At 70.9% G+C, this 17,603-nt stretch carries 15 protein-coding genes; 11 read left to right on the top strand and 4 right to left on the bottom strand.

What is annotated here, in order from left to right; genetic code table 11:
- Positions 1 to 50 precede the first annotated feature (50 nt).
- Positions 51 to 2,396 (bottom strand): ATP-binding protein, encoded by a 2,346-nt coding sequence (locus OG627_RS02845; RefSeq protein ID WP_329061065.1) that lies wholly within the window; start codon positions 2,394 to 2,396, stop codon positions 51 to 53.
- A gap of 1,188 nt (positions 2,397 to 3,584) precedes the next feature.
- Here OG627_RS02845 and dpgA point away from each other — a divergent pair.
- Genes dpgA through OG627_RS02825 form a run of 4 tightly spaced genes read left to right on the top strand, consistent with a single transcriptional unit; the run spans position 3,585 to position 8,138 of the window.
- Positions 3,585 to 4,658 carry a 3,5-dihydroxyphenylacetyl-CoA synthase DpgA gene (dpgA, locus tag OG627_RS02840; RefSeq protein WP_329072297.1) on the top strand — a complete coding sequence of 358 codons (1,074 nt, stop codon included), beginning with the start codon at positions 3,585 to 3,587 and terminating at the stop codon, positions 4,656 to 4,658.
- Positions 4,659 to 4,678: 20 nt separating this feature from the next.
- Complete coding sequence (gene dpgB / locus OG627_RS02835; RefSeq protein WP_329061063.1) at positions 4,679 to 5,419, top strand: enoyl-CoA-hydratase DpgB; 741 nt, start codon at positions 4,679 to 4,681, stop codon at positions 5,417 to 5,419.
- A complete protein-coding gene (gene dpgC, locus OG627_RS02830; protein WP_329061061.1) occupies positions 5,416 to 6,822 on the top strand; it encodes a (3,5-dihydroxyphenyl)acetyl-CoA 1,2-dioxygenase DpgC in 1,407 nt (468 codons plus the stop codon). The genes dpgB and dpgC overlap by 4 nt, the downstream gene beginning before the upstream one ends.
- Positions 6,819 to 8,138 (top strand): aminotransferase-like domain-containing protein, encoded by a 1,320-nt coding sequence (locus OG627_RS02825; protein WP_329061059.1) that lies wholly within the window; start codon positions 6,819 to 6,821, stop codon positions 8,136 to 8,138. Before dpgC ends, OG627_RS02825 begins: the two co-directional genes overlap by 4 nt.
- 9 nt (positions 8,139 to 8,147) lie before the next feature.
- Here the strand turns inward: OG627_RS02825 and OG627_RS02820 are convergent, their stop codons facing one another.
- Both OG627_RS02820 and OG627_RS02815 read right to left on the bottom strand, forming a co-directional pair.
- Positions 8,148 to 8,909 (bottom strand): intradiol ring-cleavage dioxygenase, encoded by a 762-nt coding sequence (locus tag OG627_RS02820; protein ID WP_329061057.1) that lies wholly within the window; start codon positions 8,907 to 8,909, stop codon positions 8,148 to 8,150.
- Between the two features lie 155 nt (positions 8,910 to 9,064).
- On the bottom strand, positions 9,065 to 9,952 hold the full coding sequence (locus OG627_RS02815) for a helix-turn-helix domain-containing protein (protein WP_329061055.1): 888 nt from the start codon (positions 9,950 to 9,952) through the stop codon (positions 9,065 to 9,067).
- A 159-nt stretch (positions 9,953 to 10,111) separates the two neighbouring features.
- Here OG627_RS02815 and OG627_RS02810 point away from each other — a divergent pair, with 159 nt between their 5' ends.
- The 3 genes from OG627_RS02810 to OG627_RS02800 all read left to right on the top strand — a co-directional run bounded on the left by OG627_RS02810 (position 10,112) and on the right by OG627_RS02800 (position 13,172).
- Entirely contained in the window at positions 10,112 to 10,618 is a 507-nt protein-coding gene (locus OG627_RS02810; protein ID WP_329061053.1) for an SRPBCC family protein, read from the top strand.
- A gap of 88 nt (positions 10,619 to 10,706) precedes the next feature.
- Complete coding sequence (locus OG627_RS02805; RefSeq protein ID WP_329072295.1) at positions 10,707 to 11,621, top strand: MBL fold metallo-hydrolase; 915 nt, start codon at positions 10,707 to 10,709, stop codon at positions 11,619 to 11,621.
- Positions 11,622 to 11,642: 21 nt separating this feature from the next.
- Positions 11,643 to 13,172, top strand: coding sequence for a carboxylesterase/lipase family protein (locus OG627_RS02800; RefSeq protein WP_329061051.1), 1,530 nt, complete (start codon positions 11,643 to 11,645; stop codon positions 13,170 to 13,172).
- Between the two features lie 43 nt (positions 13,173 to 13,215).
- Here OG627_RS02800 and mftG read toward each other — a convergent pair whose 3' ends face one another.
- Entirely contained in the window at positions 13,216 to 14,766 is a 1,551-nt protein-coding gene (gene mftG / locus OG627_RS02795; protein WP_329061048.1) for a mycofactocin dehydrogenase MftG, read from the bottom strand.
- A 328-nt stretch (positions 14,767 to 15,094) separates the two neighbouring features.
- Here mftG and mftR point away from each other — a divergent pair, with 328 nt between their 5' ends.
- From mftR to mftC, 4 genes are all read left to right on the top strand, one after another.
- On the top strand, positions 15,095 to 15,754 hold the full coding sequence (mftR, locus tag OG627_RS02790) for a mycofactocin system transcriptional regulator (RefSeq protein WP_329061046.1): 660 nt from the start codon (positions 15,095 to 15,097) through the stop codon (positions 15,752 to 15,754).
- Between the two features lie 122 nt (positions 15,755 to 15,876).
- Complete coding sequence (gene mftA, locus OG627_RS02785) at positions 15,877 to 15,999, top strand: mycofactocin precursor MftA (protein ID WP_329061044.1); 123 nt, start codon at positions 15,877 to 15,879, stop codon at positions 15,997 to 15,999.
- 9 nt (positions 16,000 to 16,008) lie between these two features.
- Positions 16,009 to 16,284 (top strand): mycofactocin biosynthesis chaperone MftB, encoded by a 276-nt coding sequence (gene mftB, locus OG627_RS02780; RefSeq protein WP_329061042.1) that lies wholly within the window; start codon positions 16,009 to 16,011, stop codon positions 16,282 to 16,284.
- Positions 16,281 to 17,531 carry a mycofactocin radical SAM maturase gene (gene mftC, locus OG627_RS02775; protein ID WP_329061039.1) on the top strand — a complete coding sequence of 417 codons (1,251 nt, stop codon included), beginning with the start codon at positions 16,281 to 16,283 and terminating at the stop codon, positions 17,529 to 17,531. Before mftB ends, mftC begins: the two co-directional genes overlap by 4 nt.
- The last annotated feature ends 72 nt before the right edge of the window (positions 17,532 to 17,603 follow it).

Below are 17,603 nucleotides of genomic sequence, written 5' to 3'. Positions count from 1 at the left end.
CCCCGCGGGTCACGCGATCGGGAGGACCGGGCCGCACCTACTGCCGGCATCTACACGAGCGCACCGCCGTCGGCCAGCGGCCCCAGGCCCCGGGGGGACAGTACGGTGCGGTGCGCGGTCGCCGTTCGCTGCTCCACGGCCCACGCCGCGATATGCGCACGCGAGCGCAGGCCCAGGGTGGTCCTGATGTGGCGGATGTGTGTCTCGACGGTGCGCACCGACACATGGATACGGGCGGCGATCTGCCGGTTGGTCAGCCCTTCGACCACCAGCGTGGTCACGTCCCGTTCCCGCTTGCTCAGCAGGCTGTCGGCCGCTTGCACGGCCGTGCTGGTCGCCTGGGAGCCGAGGGCGAAGGCCAGGACATGGTTCGGCCGCATCGCGCGTCCGGCTTCGAGCGAGGCGCTCGCCCGGCCGGCCGGCAGGGCCCTCAGCGCCGCGGACCGTGCCGCGTCCACCCGCTCCTGCCACCACGCGCCACCCCACGAGGAACGCGGGCCGATCCGCTCGGCCGCCCCGATGAGCTGAAGTACCTTCTCGAACCGGTAGGCGCGGGCGGCGACGATGGCCAGTCCCTGGAACGAGTCGACCGGACCGCGCGTGTGCACCGCGGGAGTACGTGACGACTCGGCGAAGTACGCCTCCGCCGTCGGCAGGTCGTCCTTCTCGAGAGCGAGCGCGCCCGCCGTGACGAGACTCGCGTGCAGCCACCGCGGCGACACGTTCGTCCGCAGAAGGGGCAGCACCTCCTCGATCACCTGCTCGGCCCGGCCCACCTCACCGTTCAGCAGCTGGTACCGGGCGAGACCGGCCCGGCAGAGGGCCGTCAGGGTCTCGCTGCGCAGCCGGTGGCCGATCTTCAGGCACTCCCACAGGTCCGCCACAGCACTGCCCTGGTCGCCGTGTGTCTCGTGGAGCGCGCTGCGCAGCAGCAGGAGACGGCTGAGGAACGGATCGCGGTTGTTGTCGCGTTCCAGCTCCACGGCCTGCGAGGCGTAGCGCAGGGCCGCGCCGTAGTCCGCCTGCCGTCCCGCCAGCGCGGCCGCACACGCCAGGGCGACGCTCCGGTAGGACGGCGACTCGATGCCGCGGTCCAGGACGTGCGAGACCAGCGTCAGCGTGTCGCCAGCGGATCCCCGTGCCAGCTCCACCGTGGCCAGGGCGCCGACCAGGAGCAGTTGGCGCTCGTCCGTGCCGGTCATCAGCCGGCGGAGGGCATGGGTGAGGTTGCCGTGTTCCTCCTCCAGACGCCGGAGCACCGCGGGCTGGATGAAGATGTCCCGGTGGAGCGGTTCCGACAACCGTGTCAGCCAGGTCACCAGCCGCCCGTACGTCTCGGTGTCCTCGCCTTCGGCGACCAGCCGTTCGTGACCGAAACTTCGCATCGACTCCAGCAGCCGGAACCGGGCCAGGCCGTCCTGATCGGTGTACGGGGTGATGACGGACTTGGCCGACAGGGCGATCAGCAGTTCGGACGTGCCCGGTTTCGCCGCGTCGTCCTCGGCGGCCACCGCGGCAGCCGTGTCGAGCCCGAACCCGCCCGGTATGACGGACAGTCTCCGCAGCAGCGACCGTTCGGCCGGATTCAGCAGGTCGTAGCCCCACTGGAGGGAGGCCCGCAGGCTCTGGTGCCGTTGGTCCGCCAGGCGCCATCCGTTGGTCAGCAGGGACAGGCGGTCGTCCAGGCGGGCCCTGACCTCGACCGACGGAAACATCTTTATCAGCCGGGCGGCCATCTCGATGGGGAGCGGCAGGCCGTCCAGCCGGATACAGATCTCGCCGACGTGCCTGGCGTTCTCCTGGGTGAGCTGGAAATCGTGCACCACGGCTCGCGCCCGGTCCAGGAACAGCAGCACGGCGTCCGACCGCAGACACTCCGCGAAGAACGAATCGCTGTTCATATCGGGCAGTGCCAGACCGGAGAGCGAGAATATCGCCTCCCCCGGGAGACGCAGCGGTTCACGGCTGGTGGCGACGACCCACAGACACGGGTGTCGCGGCAGCAGTTCGCTGAGCACCAACCCGCACTCGTCCAGGACGTGCTCGCAGTCGTCGAGCACCAGAAGGCGGTCTCCCTCGTTCGTGTACGGGGCCGCCCGCGGTGCGCCCGGAGCACCGTCCTCGGCCGGCTCGCCGGCGGCGATCAGGATCCGCCGCCGTATCTCGTCGATGTGGGTCAGTGCCGCCAGCTTCACGACGACGACTTCGCAGTGCCTGCTGCGTTGCTCCTGACCGGCCAGTTCCAGGGCCAGGCGCGTCTTGCCCACCCCGGCGGGTCCCGTCAGCGTCAGCAGTCGTACGGTGCGGAGCAACCGGCTCAGCTCCACCATCTCGTCGGTCCTGCCGACGAAGCTGCTCAACTGGGTCAGGGGGCCGCCGCCGACCGCCGTGCCCATCCCGCCGGCTTTCTGCCGCTGCCGATAGGAACGCTGTCGGCAGGCGTTCGAGCAGTACCGGGAGCGCGGCGGTGTCGCGCTTTCGGGGTTTCTCTTGTGCATGTGCTTGCCGCACATGTCGCAGGAAATAGTGGTGTGGGGGGATTCTGAGGTCAATTCCGGCACCTCTCCGTAAGTGCTGCCTTGCGTTGACGTCGCCGCGGGCCATGGGGGGCACATCCGCTGTGACTGAAGGATTTCGCGACGATGACATACGGCTGTAGTGCGCGAATGAGGCTGGATCACCCGCGAACGAACGCAGTGGTGCTTGCCGTCGGAAGTGATTTCCGGGGCGCGTCCCAGCGCCAGGGATTACCTTCCGGGAAAAATGGAGGGGGGAAGAGGGGCGTGACGGATGAAATCCTGCGTGTGACGTTCCGCCGGGCGGCTTCGGGGCGACGCTGTCGTCGCTGTCGTGCCGTGATGACGCGCCGCGGCGCGGGTCGGTTATCGGCTCAGGGGAGTGACAGGTGAAGGAGAGGCCGGTACTTTCTCGTGCCTCTTGCTGTGGGACGCCAGGGCTTGTGACCGGTCGACATCCACGGCACGTACGCCTTTCCCGCGCCGGGAGATGAGAGGCCGCTGATGAGCTCATTCACGTGGGTAAGACGCAAACCGGAGCTCTCCTTTCGGGTTCCGGACCTCGATGTCACTTTCGTGACCGTGCGGTAGCTGCCCCCGTCAGCGGTTTGGCGTCCCATGCCAATCACGCCGCGACTGCATCTAATCATGATTGAACGCACGGCCCAAGCCCGTTCTGTTTTCATCGCTGCCCGAATCCTGCCCGCATGCGGCCGTGAAATGCTCCCCTTTATTCGGGAAATGCCGTAAGTGTGCTGCCCCTTGGGGTGGTTTCGTCGCGGGCGGGCGGCGCCTCCGTCTGGGCGCGCGGGTCGCCGGCCCGGGGTGCCGGCGGCAGACGCCGGGGTGACGACGCCCGTGGCTGTCACGGACGTTCGGCCTCCCGTAACTGCGGCAAGCACTGGTGCCGCTCACGGAGATTTTCTGGAGCATCACGTTCATGTCGAGGCGCCGTCCAGGCCGACGAGGCTTGCCCGGAATCCGCGACCGGTTCGGCCGGACCGGTCACGTGTCATACGGAGGAGAAACGTGCGCGCAACGCAGCAACCGGCGGCCTCGGCTCCGGAAATCCCTCCGGAGCGGACGGGCTCCGGTGCCCCGGGTATCGCCGGCGTCGGCACCGCCGTGCCGGCGACCTCCTACACACAAGAGGAAGTCCTCGACACCTTCGGCATCACCGACCGGCGGATCCGCTCCGTCTTCCTCGGCGGTGCCATCGAACGCCGCAACCTCACCCTGCCCCCGACCGGCCCCGACGGGCTCCCCGCCGTCGAGTCCCAGGGCGACCTGCTGCGCAAACACGCCGCGAGCGGACTGCGGATGGGCGGCGAGGCCGTCGGACGCTGCCTGAAGGACGCGGGCGCCGTGCCCGGCGACATCCGGTACCTCTGCTGCGTCACCTCCACCGGACTGCTCACCCCCGGATTCTCCGCGCTGCTCATCAAGGACCTGGGGATCGAACAGTCCTGCCAGCGCCTGGACGTCGTCGGCATGGGCTGCAACGCCGGGCTGAACGCCCTCAACGCCGTCGTCGGCTGGGCCGCCGGCCATCCGAACGAGCTCGCCCTGATGGTGTGCGTCGAGGTCTGCTCCGCCGCCTACGTCTTCGACGGCACCATGCGCTCCTCGGTGGTCAACAGCCTGTTCGGCGACGGCGCCGCGGCCGTCGCGGTCCGCGCCGCTCCGCGGGAGCCCCCGCCGGACCCGGCTCTGCTGCGGTTCACCAGCCACATCATCCCCGAGGCGGTCGACGCGATGCGCTACGACTGGGACGACGGGCACGGCAAGTTCAGCTTCTACCTCGACCCCGAGGTCCCCTACGTCGTGGGGGCCAACGCGCGGACAGCCGTGGCGCGGCTCCTGGACGGCACCGGACTGCGCGTCGGCGACATCGCCCACTGGGTGGTGCACTCCGGCGGAAAGAAAGTCGTCGACTCGGTCCGCGTGAACCTCGGGCTGTCCCGGTACGACGTGCGGCACACCACCGGGGTCCTGCGCGACCACGGCAACCTCTCCAGCGCCTCGTTCCTGTTCTCCTACGAGCGGCTGCGTGACGAGGGGGTCGCGGTACCCGGTGACCTCGGGGTGCTGATGACGATGGGACCCGGGTCGACCATCGAGACGGCCCTGGTGGGCTGGTGACGGAAGAAAGGTGTGCCGACATGAGGACCGAGCCCGACCGGACCCCGCTGCCCGACGGCCTGGGCACCCTGGCCCGGCTGGACGGCGGCGGCCCGCTGCCCGAGTTGACCGCGGCGCTGAACGCCGTGTGCGAGGAGGCCGAGGACCAGCGGCAACGGACGGCCGTCGCCCTCCGGTTCGCGCCGTCGCCGCCCGGGGCCGGCGAATGGCCCGGCGACGTCTCCATCCACGAGGTCAACCGCTGGGAACGCGCCGTCCGTCGCCTGGAACGCCTCGACAACGTCACCATCGCCGTGGCCCAGGGCACGTGCGGCGGCCCCGTCCTCGACCTGCTGCTGGCCGCCGACTTCCGGATCGGCACCCCCGACCTGAAGCTCGTACTCCCGGTCAACCACGGGCAGTTCTGGCCCGGTATGACCCTCTACCGGCTCGTCCGGCACGTCGGTCCGGCCCGTGCCCGTCGCCTCGTGCTGTGGGCCACCGACATCGCCCTCCCCGACGCCATCGAACTCGGCGTCATCGACGAGGTCGGCAACGACGTGACCGAAGCCGTCCGTAAGGCGGCCCTGGCGCGCGGCGGGCTGTCCGACGGTGAGGCCGCGATCCGCCGCCGGTTGCTGGAGGAGGCCGCTTCCGCCGAGTACCAGGACGCCTTGGGCGCGCATCTCGCCGCCTGCGACCGCGAGTTGCGCCGCCTGCGAAGCAGTGCGCCCGGCGCCTCGGCCGGGACGGCGGCGGGCCGCGCCGGGGCGGCCGGATGAGCGCCGGCGCGCCCAGCGGCGCCGCCCTCGATCCCGTACCCGAGCCGACCGGCGGCGTCGATACGGACGCCCGCCGCCTGGCCGAGTACATCGCCGGCACGGAGCGGCGGCTCGCGGCGCTGCCCCCCGTTCCCGACCGCACTTTCGACGACCGGGGCCGCGCCGCCGCGGTCCACGGGCGCGCCCGCCGGGCCCGCCGGGCCTTCCTCGCCCGGCACACCGAGACCGTTTACGGGGTGCTCACCGACGGCCTGACCCGTCCCGTACGCCTGGCCGACCTCGTCCACGAGGCCGCCGACCGGTTCCCCGGCCTGGTGCCGACCCGTGCCCAGATGGCGGCCGAGCGCCGCTTCGTCCAGGCGGAGAAGGAGGGCCGGGAGATCGACCAGGGCATTTTCTGCGGTGCGGTGCTGCGCTCGCCCACCGCAGGGCGGCACCTCGTCGAGACGATGCTCGGGCCCACCCCACGCGCCCTCACGCTGCTCGACGGCTTCCGCACCGCTGGCCGGATCGAGCTGGACACCGTGCACCTCGAACGCCGGGGCGTCGCCGGTCATATCGAGTTCCGCAACGCCGACCGGCTGAACGCGGAGGACGACCGGCTGATCGCGGACCTGGAGACCGCTGTCGACCTGGTCCTGCTCGACGACGCGGTCAAGGTCGGTGTGGTGCGCGGCGGCACTGTCGATCACCCCAAGTACCGGGGCCGGCGCGTCTTCAGCGCCGGGGTCGACCTGACCGGCCTGCGCGACGGGCGGATCTCCTTCGTCGACTTCCTCCTGGGCCGCGAGCTCGGCTACGTCAACAAGATGCTGCGCGGCCTGCTCCCCGCCCCGTCGTCCGGTGACCGGTGCGAACGGAGCGCCGGCAAGCCGTGGATCGGCGCCGTCGACACCTTCGCGATCGGCGGCGGTATGCAGCTCCTGCTGGTCCTCGACCACGTCATCATCGCGGAGAACGCCTACCTCGCCCTGCCCGCGGCGGAAGAGGGCATCGTGCCCGGCCTGGGCAATCTCCGGCTCACCCGGCTCACCGGGGCCCGGCTGGCCCGTCAGGTGGTGCTCGGCGGACGCCGGATCGCCGCGACGGAGCCGGAGGCCCGCTCCGTGTGCGACGCCGTGGTGGCTGCCGAGGACATGGACGGCGCCGTCGACAGGGCCGTCGAAGCGCTTCGCGCGCCCGCGGTCCCGGCCAATCGCCACATGCTCACCGTCGCCGAGGAACCTCTCGACCTGTACCGCGCCTACCTCGCCGAGTTCGCCGTCGTACAGGCCGAACGCGTCTACGCCCCGGACGTTCTGGCCAAGGTCGAACGGCGCTGGCAGGAACGCGAACGGCGGCGCGCGGCGCGGGAAGCAGGCGGCGCTCATCTTCTCGCGGGGAGGGGGAGGGCAGGCGGATGAGGCTGGATCCCTCCTCGTTGCACAGCTCGTTGCGGGATCCGGTCATCGGCTCGATCGGATTCCTGAACGAGGTGATGAGCCGCTATCCGGAAGCGATATCGTTCGCACCCGGCGCGCCGCATCCGGACACGCTCCAGGACATCGACACCGAACGGTACGTCAGCGGATTCCTCGATCATCTCGTCCGCAAGGGACGGAGTCCGGGGCAGGCACGTCGACTGCTTTTCGAGTACGGGCCGAGCGGCGGCATCATCAACGACATCGTCGCCGACGCCGTGCGCCGGGACCACGGCATCAATGCCCCCGCGAACTCGCTCGTCATCACGGTCGGTGCCCAGGAGGCGATGCTGCTCGTGCTGCGTGCGCTGTTCCGCTCGGCCGAGGGCGTGCTCGCGGTGGCCAATCCGTGCTTCGTGGGCATCATCGGGGCGGCCCGGCTCCTGGACATCGATGTGGTTCCGGTCGACGAGACGGCCGCCGGTATCGATCTCGACGGCCTGGAGCGGGCGTGTCGTTCTGCCAGGGAGGCCGGCCGGCCGGTCCGCGCGCTGTACGTCGCACCCGATTTCTCCAATCCTGGTGCGGCACGCATGTCGCTCGGCTGCCGTCGGAGACTGCTCGGCCTCGCGGAGCGCGAGGGCTTCCTCGTCATGGAGGACAACGCCTACGGGTTCACGGCGGCGGCCGGATCGGAACTGCCTCCGCTCAAGGCGCTCGACACCGCTCGGTGTGTGGTGCATATCGGCACGTTCGCCAAGGTCGCCTTTCCGGGAGCCAGGGTCGGCTATGTGATCGCCGACCAGCCGATCGGCTCGCCTCGCGGCGAAACACTGCTCGCGGACGAGCTGGCCGCCGTGAAGGGCATGGTCACCGTGAACACGTCCCCGCTGTGCCAGGCCGTGATCGGCGGGATGCTGCTGGAACACGGAGGCTCTCTGATCGAGTTGAGCCGTCGCAAGTCCGAGATCTACCAACGGAATCTGACCTGCCTGGTCGACGCGCTGGACCGGCATCTGGGAGACGGATCGCATCCCGGAATCCGCTGGAGCCGCCCCAGCGGTGGGTTCTTCGTCCGGGTGTGGCTGCCCGTCCCCGCGGATGCCGCTCTGCTGGAGGTCTCCGCGGCCGCATACGGTGTGCTGTGGACTCCGATGCGGCAGTTCTACCTGGATCAGGCGGGCGATCACCAGCTTCGGCTCTCGTGCAGCTACCTCGATCCCGAACGGATCGAGGAGGGGGTACGGCGCCTGGCCGCCTTCCTGTCGGAGGAGGTCGCGGGCGGGCGTCGGCGTCCACCGGGGGCGCCGACGCCCTGACCGAGGGTGTCAGCCCTGGTCGATACCGAGGGTCAGGCTGCCGGTGTACCCGGCGGTGGCGGAGCCGGTCACGGTCATGAGACCCGCGGCGGCGCCTCCGTTGCCGTAGATGCCGTCCTGCGCGAGCGTGGTGCGGGACACGGTGTTGGTCGAGTACGGCGAGACACGGGCGACGGCCGTGGTGATCGCCTCGTCCACGAACAGCTGGCCGGTGTGCAGCTCCTGCCCGCCGCGGAAGGAGCCGTCGGAGGTCAGTGTGACGTTCGTGTGCACCTTGACGTGGATGTGTATGCACCGGCCCCGGTACCAGCCCGGATAGATCGTCGTGATACGGGCGATGCCGTCGCTGCCGGTCAGCACGCCGCCCCGGAGGAAGGTGCCGTTGTCGGGCTCCTGGTGTCCGTTGTTGCCGACGAAGCCGGAGTACTCGCCGAGCGCGTCGCTGTGCCACAGCTCCACGAGCGCCCGGTTCAGCGGCGCGCAGGTGCTGTCGTCCACGACGGTGAGGGCCAGCTGGAACGGGATGCCCGGTTTGCCCTCGGTGAGGTCGGCGCGGACGAGTGCGCCGTCGAGGTAGTACGGGCCTTCCGTCAGCTCCTTGGTGAGCGTGCAGACGGCCGCGGCGGCGACGGGCGTCGTGCGGTCGGTCTCGTTCTGCGCGGCCGTCGGCTCTTTGGCGCCGGCGGCGCCGACGGCGAGCGCGGCGGCCGTGGCGCCGGTCCCGAGCAGTACGGTGCGGCGCCGGATGCGGGGTTCGCTGTTGTCTGTCATGGACACGGCACCGTAGGGAGATCACCTGTCAGGCGGCTGTGAATTGGGCAAAGCGACGGTGTGTCAAGGCGCGGACCGGTCGCGATCGGACGGCCGGACTCCGGGCGGGACTTTCGCAACACGCCCTGGCCCGGCGGACCCGGCCGCGCCGAGCCTCAGACGCGGTCCGCGGGATGCTCCCGACGGGTCGCCGGGGCGGTCGCCCGGGCGAGCAGATGCAGTGCGGCCTGCGACGGGGAGCCGGGTTCGGCGACGGCGAGCACGATGTGCCGCTCCTCGTCCTGCGGGGGCCGCAGGCTCTGCTGCGTCACGGTGAGGCTGCCGACCAGCGGGTGGCGCATCTCGAACACCGCCGAGTCGCAGGGGCTGACCCGGTGATCGGCCCACAGGGCCGCGAACTCCGTGCTTCGCATGGTCAGTTCACCGACGAGCGCGGCGAGCGGCGCGTCGTCGGGGTGCCGGCCGGCTGTCATACGGAGGTTCTCGACAACGGCCCTGGCCTTGCTCGGCCAGTCGGCGTAGAGCGCGCGGGTGTGCGGGTCGAGAAAGATCAGGCGGGCCAGATTGGGACGGTTGGCGGGATCCGCGGGGCCGCCCGGGTCGACGTGGGACGCGAACAGGGCATGGCCCATCCGATTCCACGCCAGTACGTCGCTGCGCCGCCCGCTGACGAGAGCGGGAACGTCACCGAAAGCCTCCAGCAGGTTCAGGACCGACGCGTCGACCCGCTCGACGGGCGGACGGCCGGGAGCCGCACGGCGCTTGACGCTGCCGGCCAGGTCGTGGAGGTGACGCTGCTCGGCCCCGTCCAGGTGCAGCGCCCGGCCGATGGCGTCGAGGACCTCCGCTGACGCGCCCACGGACTGGCCCTGCTCCAGACGTGTGTAGTACGAGGAACTCACACCGGCCAGCAGCGCCAGTTCCTCACGCCGCAGGCCGGGCACCCGGCGCCGGTCCCCGTAGTCGGGCAGCCCGACGTCCTCGGGACGCAGCTGAGCCCGCCGGGTCTGCAGGAAGTCCCCGAGTTCTCGCTGTCCGCTCATGAACTCCAGTATGTGGGCTCCGCGAGCCGGGAGCCTGACCCCGCCAGGGATAGGCACAGCCCGGTCTGGCTCGGCCGCCGCGATGCCGCTGACATGGGTCCCGCACCGTCGGCCCGTCGAGGCCGACTGTCCGCCGGCCGTCCGATCCAGGAGCATCCCTTGCCCAACGCCCTCCGCCGGAGCGACTCCACGGCCATGCCCGACGCGGCCGAGTACACGCTCACCCGTACCACCTGGGTCCACGCCGGCCCAGCGGCCGTGTTCGAACTGATCAGCGATGTGTCGATGATCAGCACCTGGAGCCCCAGCGCTCATGACGTCGCCTACGACGACGGTGACGGCCCCTGGCCCGGCGCCCACTTCCGGGGACGCAACCGCAGGGGCGAGCGCGAGTGGAGCAGCCGCTCCCAGGTCGTCGAGAGCCTGCCCGGCAGCGTCTTCGCCTTCGTCGTCGACGGCATCGTCCGATGGCGCTGGACCTTTCGCGCCGACGGCGCCGGAACCGTCGTGGAGCAGTCCTGGCAGCTCCTGCGGCTGGACCCGGTGCTCGGCAGCACGCGCGGCGACCTCGACGCCCTGCGTGCCCACACGGTCACCAGCGTCGAGCACACCCTCCTCGCCCTGGCCCGCTGGACCGCCGAGCAGGGCGACCTCGCCAGCCCCTGACGCCGGGCGCGCTCCGACCCGACCCGCCACCGATCACCGTCCTGCCGGACGGACTCGACGAACAACGCATGGGAGACCGGCCGTGAACCTGAACACCATCACCCTGGGCGACGTCACACTCACCCGCGTCCGGGAGTATTTCGGTCCTGTGGACATGACTCCCGAGACGTTCTTTCCGGACAGCCCGGCGAAGGCATGGGAAGAACACCGCGCCATGCTCGTTCCGGACTTCCTGGCCGAAGAGACCCGGATCGTCAACTCGGCGATCCAGACCTGGCTGCTGCGCAGCGAGGGGAAAACCATCCTTGTCGACACGGGCGTGGGCAATCACAAGGAGCGTCCGTACGCCCCGGTGTGGAGCCGGATGAACACCGGGTTCCTGGACAACCTCGCCGACGCCGGAGTCCGCCCCGAGGACGTGGACATCGTCATCAACACCCACCTTCACATCGATCACGTCGGCTGGAACACCCGTCTCGACGGGCGGAGCTGGGTCCCCACCTTTCCCAACGCCACCTACCTGATGCCGAAGGACGACTTCGACTTCTGGAACCCGGAGAACGGCCACACGTCCGTATTGGGCCGCGGCAACCAGAACGTGTTCGAGGACAGCGTCGTCCCGGTGCACCGGGCCGGCCAGACCCTCCTGTGGGAGGACAGCCACCGGATCGACACCGCCCTGCACCTGGAATCCGCCCCCGGACACACCCCCGGCTCCTCCGTACTGACCCTCGTCTCCGGGACGGACCGCGCGGTATTCGTCGGTGACCTGCTGCACAGCCCGGTGCAGGTCGTCGAACCGGACGCCAACAGCTGCTTCTGCGAGGACCCCGCTCAGGCGCGCGTCACCCGCCGCAAGGTGCTGGGCTGGGCGGCCGACAACAACGCCCTCGTCATTCCCGCGCACCTGGGTGGCCACGGCGCCGCACATGTCGCGCGCGACGCCGGCAACTTCGCCGTCAAGGGCTGGGCCCCCTTCGCCCCGCACGCCGAACAGGGCTGAGCCCCGGAGAAAGGCACTTCCGTGAACCATCGCACCGACCCCGTCGTGACCACGACACGGGGATCCGTCCGCGGCCTGCGCCACGGCGCCACCACCGCTTTCCTGAACATCCCCTACGCCGCCCCGCCGCGCGCCGCCGGCCGGTTCGCTGCGCCCCGGCCGCACGAACCATGGGACGGCGTACGCGACGCCACGACGCCCGGGCCCAACGCGCCGCAGTCCCGACGCACGCTCGGCAGCGTCGACATGTCCCCCTACTTCGGGGCCGGGTGGAGTCGCGGGGAGGACTACCTCACGGTCAACGTGTGGACGCCCGCGGGCGCCGACGCGGGCGGTGACCTGCCCGTCATGGTCTTCGTCCACGGCGGCGGGTTCGTCGCGGGGTCGACGCGGTCCGCGCTGTACGACGGCTCCGCCTTCGCGCGCGACGGTGTCGTCCTCGTCACCCTCAACTACCGGCTCGGCATAGCGGGCTTCCTCGACATCCCCGGAGCGCCCGCCAACCGCGGCCTGCTCGACGTCGTGGCCGCGCTGCGCTGGGTACGGGACAACATCGCCGCCTTCGGCGGTGCCCCGCACCGCGTCACGCTCTTCGGCCAGTCGGCGGGCGCCACCATCGTCGGGGGCGTCCTGGCCACCCCGGAGGCCGCGGGGCTGTTCCACCGGGCGATCATCCAGAGCGGCAACGGCCTGGGCGCGTTCACGACCGAGCAGGCCGCCCGCGTCACCGGGGCGGCCGCCGAGGTCCTGGGCATCGAGCCGCACGTCGACGCCTTCGCGCGGATCCCGGACGAGCGCCTGGTCGAGGCGGCCGCCGCTCTCGCCGGCACGGACCTGCGGACAGCGACCCACCACGACCCGCTGATCGGGCTCAGCCCCTTCAGCCTCGTCCTCGACACCCAGCCCGCCGAATCCGTCGCCACGGGCCTCGGCGCCGATATCGACCTCCTCGTCGGAACCAACACGGAGGAGGGCAATCTCTACCTCGTTCCGGTGGACCAATACGCCACGTCGACCAGCGGGGACGTCGAGGCAGTGGCGGCACGCGCGCACCCCGATCCGGCCCGGCTCGTCGATACGTACCGCAGGACCCGCCCCGGGGCGGGCTTCGGCGAGCTGCGGTCCGCGATCATGGGCGACGCGCTGTTCCGGGCGGGCAGCTGGGCCCTGGCCGGTGCGCACGCCGGCCGATCCGAGTCCGCTACCTACAGCTACGAGTTCGGGTGGCGTTCCCGCGCCCTGGACGGAGAACTCGGCGCCACCCACGCCGTGGAGCTGCCCTTCGTCTTCGATCTCGCGCGACTGCCCCGGCTGCGCGGCGGCCACGCCCTGCTCGGTCCGGACCGGCCGCCCGCCGATCTCGCCACCCGCGTGCACGGGGCGTGGGTCCGGTTCGCCGTGACCGGCAACCCGGGCTGGGACCCGTACGACCTGGAGCGCCGGGCCACCATGCGGGTCGACACCGACTGGACCCGGATCGACGACCCTCGCGGCGAGGAACGGCAGGCATGGACCTGGCCGGGGCGGTCACCTGACCGGGCACGCACCTGACCGGGCACGCACCTGGGCGCCGGGTCCGCGCTGGAGTGGCGCGTCAGGCCGGGGCCGTGGGTTGACGCATGGCGTGGGCGATGACCTCGCCGATGAGGACAGCGGTGGCGGCCGGACCGCGCAGCGGCGCCGTGGGCAGGATCGAGGTGTCCGCGACGCGGAGCCCCGCGATGCCGTGGACCCGGCCGTACTGGTCGACAGCCGCGTGAGGATCGTCGTCCGGTCCCATCGGTACGGTGCCGCACGCGTGGTGGGACGTCCCGAGGCGGGCGCTGATCCACGCGTCCAGCGCCCGGTCGTCGGCGAGCACCTCCGGCGCCGGGTCCACGGGGATACGGGAGAGCTCGCGAAACGCCCGGGTGGCGGTCAGGGCCGCCGTGGTGCGCACGGCCTCACGCAGGAGCCGTCTGTCGTCGGGAGTGCGCAGGTAGTTGTAGTCGACGCGCGGTGTGGCCGCCACGTCCGCGCTTCGGAGGCGGAACCCGCCCGCGTGCCGGGGGGCCTGGGCCGAGACCAGGAAGGCCAGGCGCGCGTCGGCGGCCGTGGTGTGTTCGCCGGCCAGGGAGGCCAACGGCGACAAGGACTGGAGGATTTCAAGATCGCCGCGGTGGGAACCGGCGGAGGACGACAGATGCAAACAGCCGCCGAGCCAGGAGTCGGCGGGCTCCCGGAGTTCCCGCCGCGGCGACCATTCCAGTATCACCTGCGGATGATCGCTGAAGCGGGCGCCCACCGCGGGGGAGTGCCTGATGACGGGCAGGCCGAGCCGCTGCAATTCCCGCCGCGGCCCGATGCCCGACAGCTGCAACAACTGGGGGGTGACGAAGGATCCGGCGCAGAGCACGACCTCGGCGGCGTCCAGGACGTGGCCGCGCCCGCCCCGGTCGACGACCACGCCGGTGGCGCGGCCGTGCGAAACGACCACCCTGCGCACGCGGCGATGCCCGGTCACCGTCAGATTCGGCCGGTCGAGGGCGCTCAGCAGATAGCTGACGCCGGTGTTGCGCCGTATGCCGTCGACGGCGTTGGCGGGCACCGGGCCGAAGCCGGGCCCGGCCTGGTCGTTCTTGTCCGGCTCGCGGGGAAAGCCCAGTTCCAGCGCGGCGGCTTCGAACGCCGCGGCGGCGGGGTGCCCGAGGCCGCCGCGCCGGACGAGCACCGGTCCGCCGCCTCCGTGCAGGTGGCTCGCGCCGTGGTCGAGGTCGGTCTCCAGCATGCGCAGGAACGGCAGGACGCGCTCGTAGGCCCAGGCGGGGTTCCCGGCCGCGGCCCAGCGGTCGAAGTCCGCGCGGCGCGCGCGGACGAAGTAGCCCCCGTTGACGGTGGTGGAGCCGCCCAGGTACCGGCCGCGGGGCACGGTGTAGGGATGGTCAGGGGTCAGCTGGACGGGGAACGGCTGGACAGCGTGGCTCCCGGCCCGGGCGCCCGGAACCAGCCGCGCGTCCAGCAGCTCGTCCGGGAACTCGGCGAGCGACCGAGGTACCGGCCCCGCGTCCAGGAGGAGCACCGTACGGTCGGGGTCCTCGCTCAGCCGCGCGGCCAGCGGCGCCCCGCCGCCCCCGGCTCCGACGACGATCACGTCGTACCGGCTCAACGGGGTGACCTCGCGGGACGCCCGCATCGTGCACGGCCGCAGGCCGACGCCTCCTCCACCAGTGGGTCCTCTCGGGTACACGGGATCTCTCTGCCCACAGCACACGGTCGTGCCAACTGCCCCCGGGATATTGGCACTCGGTGCTGAAACTCGATGGAGGCCAACATAACCGAGCCCCGCGGGGAAGAGAACAACCGCGCGTGATCCGGCGCGGGACCGCGACAGCCGTTCCGGCGGCCGCACGCTCAGGAGCGTGCGGCCTGCGGGAGACCTCGTAGGCTTCCCGTTGCCGGGAGTCGCCCGGCCATGGCACGGGGGAGGAACTCGGGTGGAGAGCCATCGGGGTAAGGCCGACGTCACCGTGGGGCAGGGCAGGGCGGGCCGGCCACGGGTGACCTCGCGGGACGCGCTGGAACAACTGGGCTTCGAGCTGTTCGCCCGGCACGGCTTCGACCGGACGACCGTCGATGACATCGCCGCCGCGGCCGGAATCGGCCGTCGAACCTTCTTCCGCTACTTCGCCTCCAAGAACGACCTGGTGTGGGGAGATTTCGAGGGACAGCTGGTCAGGCTCGAAGCCCTGCTGGCCGCCGCCGATCCCGCCCTCCCGACCATGGACGCGCTGAGGGGCGCGGTGGTCGAGTTCAACCGGTTCGACACCTCCGTGGTGACCTGGCACCGGCAACGCATGTCGCTGATCCTGCGGGTTCCCACACTCCAGGCCGACTCGGCCCTGCGCTACGCGTCGTGGCGGGAGCTGGTCACGCGGTTCGCCGCCCGGCGCATGGAGCTGGACCGCTCCGACATGACACCCCGGCTGATCGGGCACACGGTCCTGGCCGCGTGTATCGCCTCCTACGAGCACTGGCTGACCGACGAGGCGGCGAGCCTGGAGGAGCTCCTCGACGCCTCCCTGCGGCACCTCGCCTCAGGTTTCGGCCCCCTGGCCGAAACCCGGCGGAAATGCCAACGGTCGCACGGCTGTTGAGAACTGGCGACGCCGATCCCCTTCACTTTTGGCACCCGGTGTCATTACTCTCTGGGTGTTCGAACGGAGCGGCTCGCCGCGCACTGCCGCGGAGCCGCCGGAGCCTACCCATGGAGAGCCACATGAACGAGCTCAGCTCTGCTCCGTCCGCCGAGTCCGAGGAGGACGTGACCACCGAGGCGTTGATCGAAGCCGTGGACCTCATCGAGGAGATTTCCATCGACGGCATGTGCGGCGTCTACTAGGGAGCCCCCGTGACTACGGTCGACCTCGACCGCGGCTGGGATCTGCACACTCAGGTCTCGGTGCGGCCCGAACCCTTCGGCGCGCTTCTCTACCACTTCGGGACGCGCAGACTCTCATTCCTCAAGGACCGCCGACTGCTCGCGGTCGTGCAGTCGCTCGCGGACGCGCCCACGGCGCGCCTGGCATGCCTCACCGCCGGAGTCCACGAGGACGAACTGCCCGCCTACGGCAGGGCACTCACCGTCCTCGCCCAGTCGTCGATGGTCGTAGGAAGGAACCCATGACCGCCTTGGCGAAGACCGAGGAACCCGTGCCGGGCGCCTCGCGGCTGGTCGACCTGTTCGAGTACGGACTCGACGCGCCGATCTGCCTCACCTGGGAACTGACGTACGCGTGCAACCTGGCCTGCACCCACTGCCTGTCCAGCTCCGGAAGGCGCGATCCGCGCGAGCTGACCACGGCGGAGGCCAAGGCCGTCATCGACGAACTGGAGGCCATGCAGGTCTTCTACGTCAACATCGGCGGCGGCGAACCCACCCTGCGCTCCGACTTCTGGGAACTCCTGGACTACGCCACCGCCCACCGCGTGGGGGTGAAGTTCTCCACCAACGGGGCCCGGATCACTCCCGACGCGGCCCGCCGCCTGGCAGGCAACGACTACGTGGACGTGCAGATCTCGCTCGACGGAGCCACCGCGGACGTCAACGACGCCATACGCGGCGCCGGTTCCCACGCCACGGCCGTGCGTGCCATGAAGAACCTCGCCGACGCCGGGATGAAGAACTTCAAGCTGTCGGTGGTGTGCACCCGGCACAACATCTCCCAGCTGGACCAGTTCAAGGAAATCGCCGACCGCTACCACGCCCAGCTGCGCCTGACCCGCCTGCGCCCCTCCGGGCGAGGCGCGGACGTCTGGGACGAGCTGCATCCCACCGGTGCCCAACAGCGTCAACTGTACGACTGGTTGCTCGACCACGGCGAACAGGTCCTGACCGGTGACTCGTTCTTCCATCTCTCCGCCTACGGCCAGGCGCTGCCCGGTCTCAACCTGTGCGGGGCCGGACGTGTCGTCTGCCTGATCGACCCGGTCGGTGACGTCTACGCCTGCCCGTTCGCCATCCACGACGATTTCCTCGCCGGAAACGTCCGTGGGCCCGGCGGATTCACCGAGGTCTGGCGTGAGTCGGAACTGTTCCGGAAACTGCGCACCCCGCAGAGCGGCGGAGCCTGCTCGTCCTGCGCCTTCTACGACACCTGCAAGGGCGGGTGCATGGCGGCCAAGTTCTTCACCGGGCTGCCCCTCGACGGTCCCGACCCCGAATGCGTCCGCGGATTCGGGGAGGAGAGCCTCGCCCGGCGTCCGGACGACGGCGCGTCGGTTCCCCACTCCTCGGTGGACCACTCGCGCCGCACCGCCCCGCGCGGGCGGACAGGGCCGGTGGATCTCGTACTCGGACGTCGCGAGGACCTGGAGAGACCTCCGGTGAGCGCCTGCGCCGAGGACCCGTTGGCCGGGCTGCGTCTCCTGTAGGCCGTGTCCGCGAAGTCCCGCCAGGTCGGCGGCGCCTGACACACACGCACATAAGCACACGGCACATACGCA

This window comes from Streptomyces sp. NBC_01429 (assembly GCF_036231945.1).
GTDB lineage: Bacteria > Actinomycetota > Actinomycetes > Streptomycetales > Streptomycetaceae > Streptomyces.
The sequence above is the reverse complement of the archived record's forward strand: the minus strand, read 5'-3'. Positions and strand labels throughout refer to the sequence as shown.

What these genes read in the sequence shown, in the direction of transcription:
- OG627_RS02820 (WP_329061057.1), bottom strand. Translation starts at nt 8,909, where the DNA reads ATGACAGACAACAGCGAACCCCGCATCCGGCGCCGCACCGTACTGCTC.
- OG627_RS02825 (WP_329061059.1), top strand. Translation starts at nt 6,819, where the DNA reads ATGAGGCTGGATCCCTCCTCGTTGCACAGCTCGTTGCGGGATCCGGTC.
- dpgB (WP_329061063.1), top strand. Translation starts at nt 4,679, where the DNA reads ATGAGGACCGAGCCCGACCGGACCCCGCTGCCCGACGGCCTGGGCACC.
- dpgC (WP_329061061.1), top strand. Translation starts at nt 5,416, where the DNA reads ATGAGCGCCGGCGCGCCCAGCGGCGCCGCCCTCGATCCCGTACCCGAG.
- OG627_RS02815 (WP_329061055.1), bottom strand. Translation starts at nt 9,952, where the DNA reads ATGAGCGGACAGCGAGAACTCGGGGACTTCCTGCAGACCCGGCGGGCT.
- OG627_RS02845 (WP_329061065.1), bottom strand. Translation starts at nt 2,396, where the DNA reads ATGGGCACGGCGGTCGGCGGCGGCCCCCTGACCCAGTTGAGCAGCTTC.
- mftC (WP_329061039.1), top strand. Translation starts at nt 16,281, where the DNA reads ATGACCGCCTTGGCGAAGACCGAGGAACCCGTGCCGGGCGCCTCGCGG.
- mftA (WP_329061044.1), top strand. Translation starts at nt 15,877, where the DNA reads ATGAACGAGCTCAGCTCTGCTCCGTCCGCCGAGTCCGAGGAGGACGTG.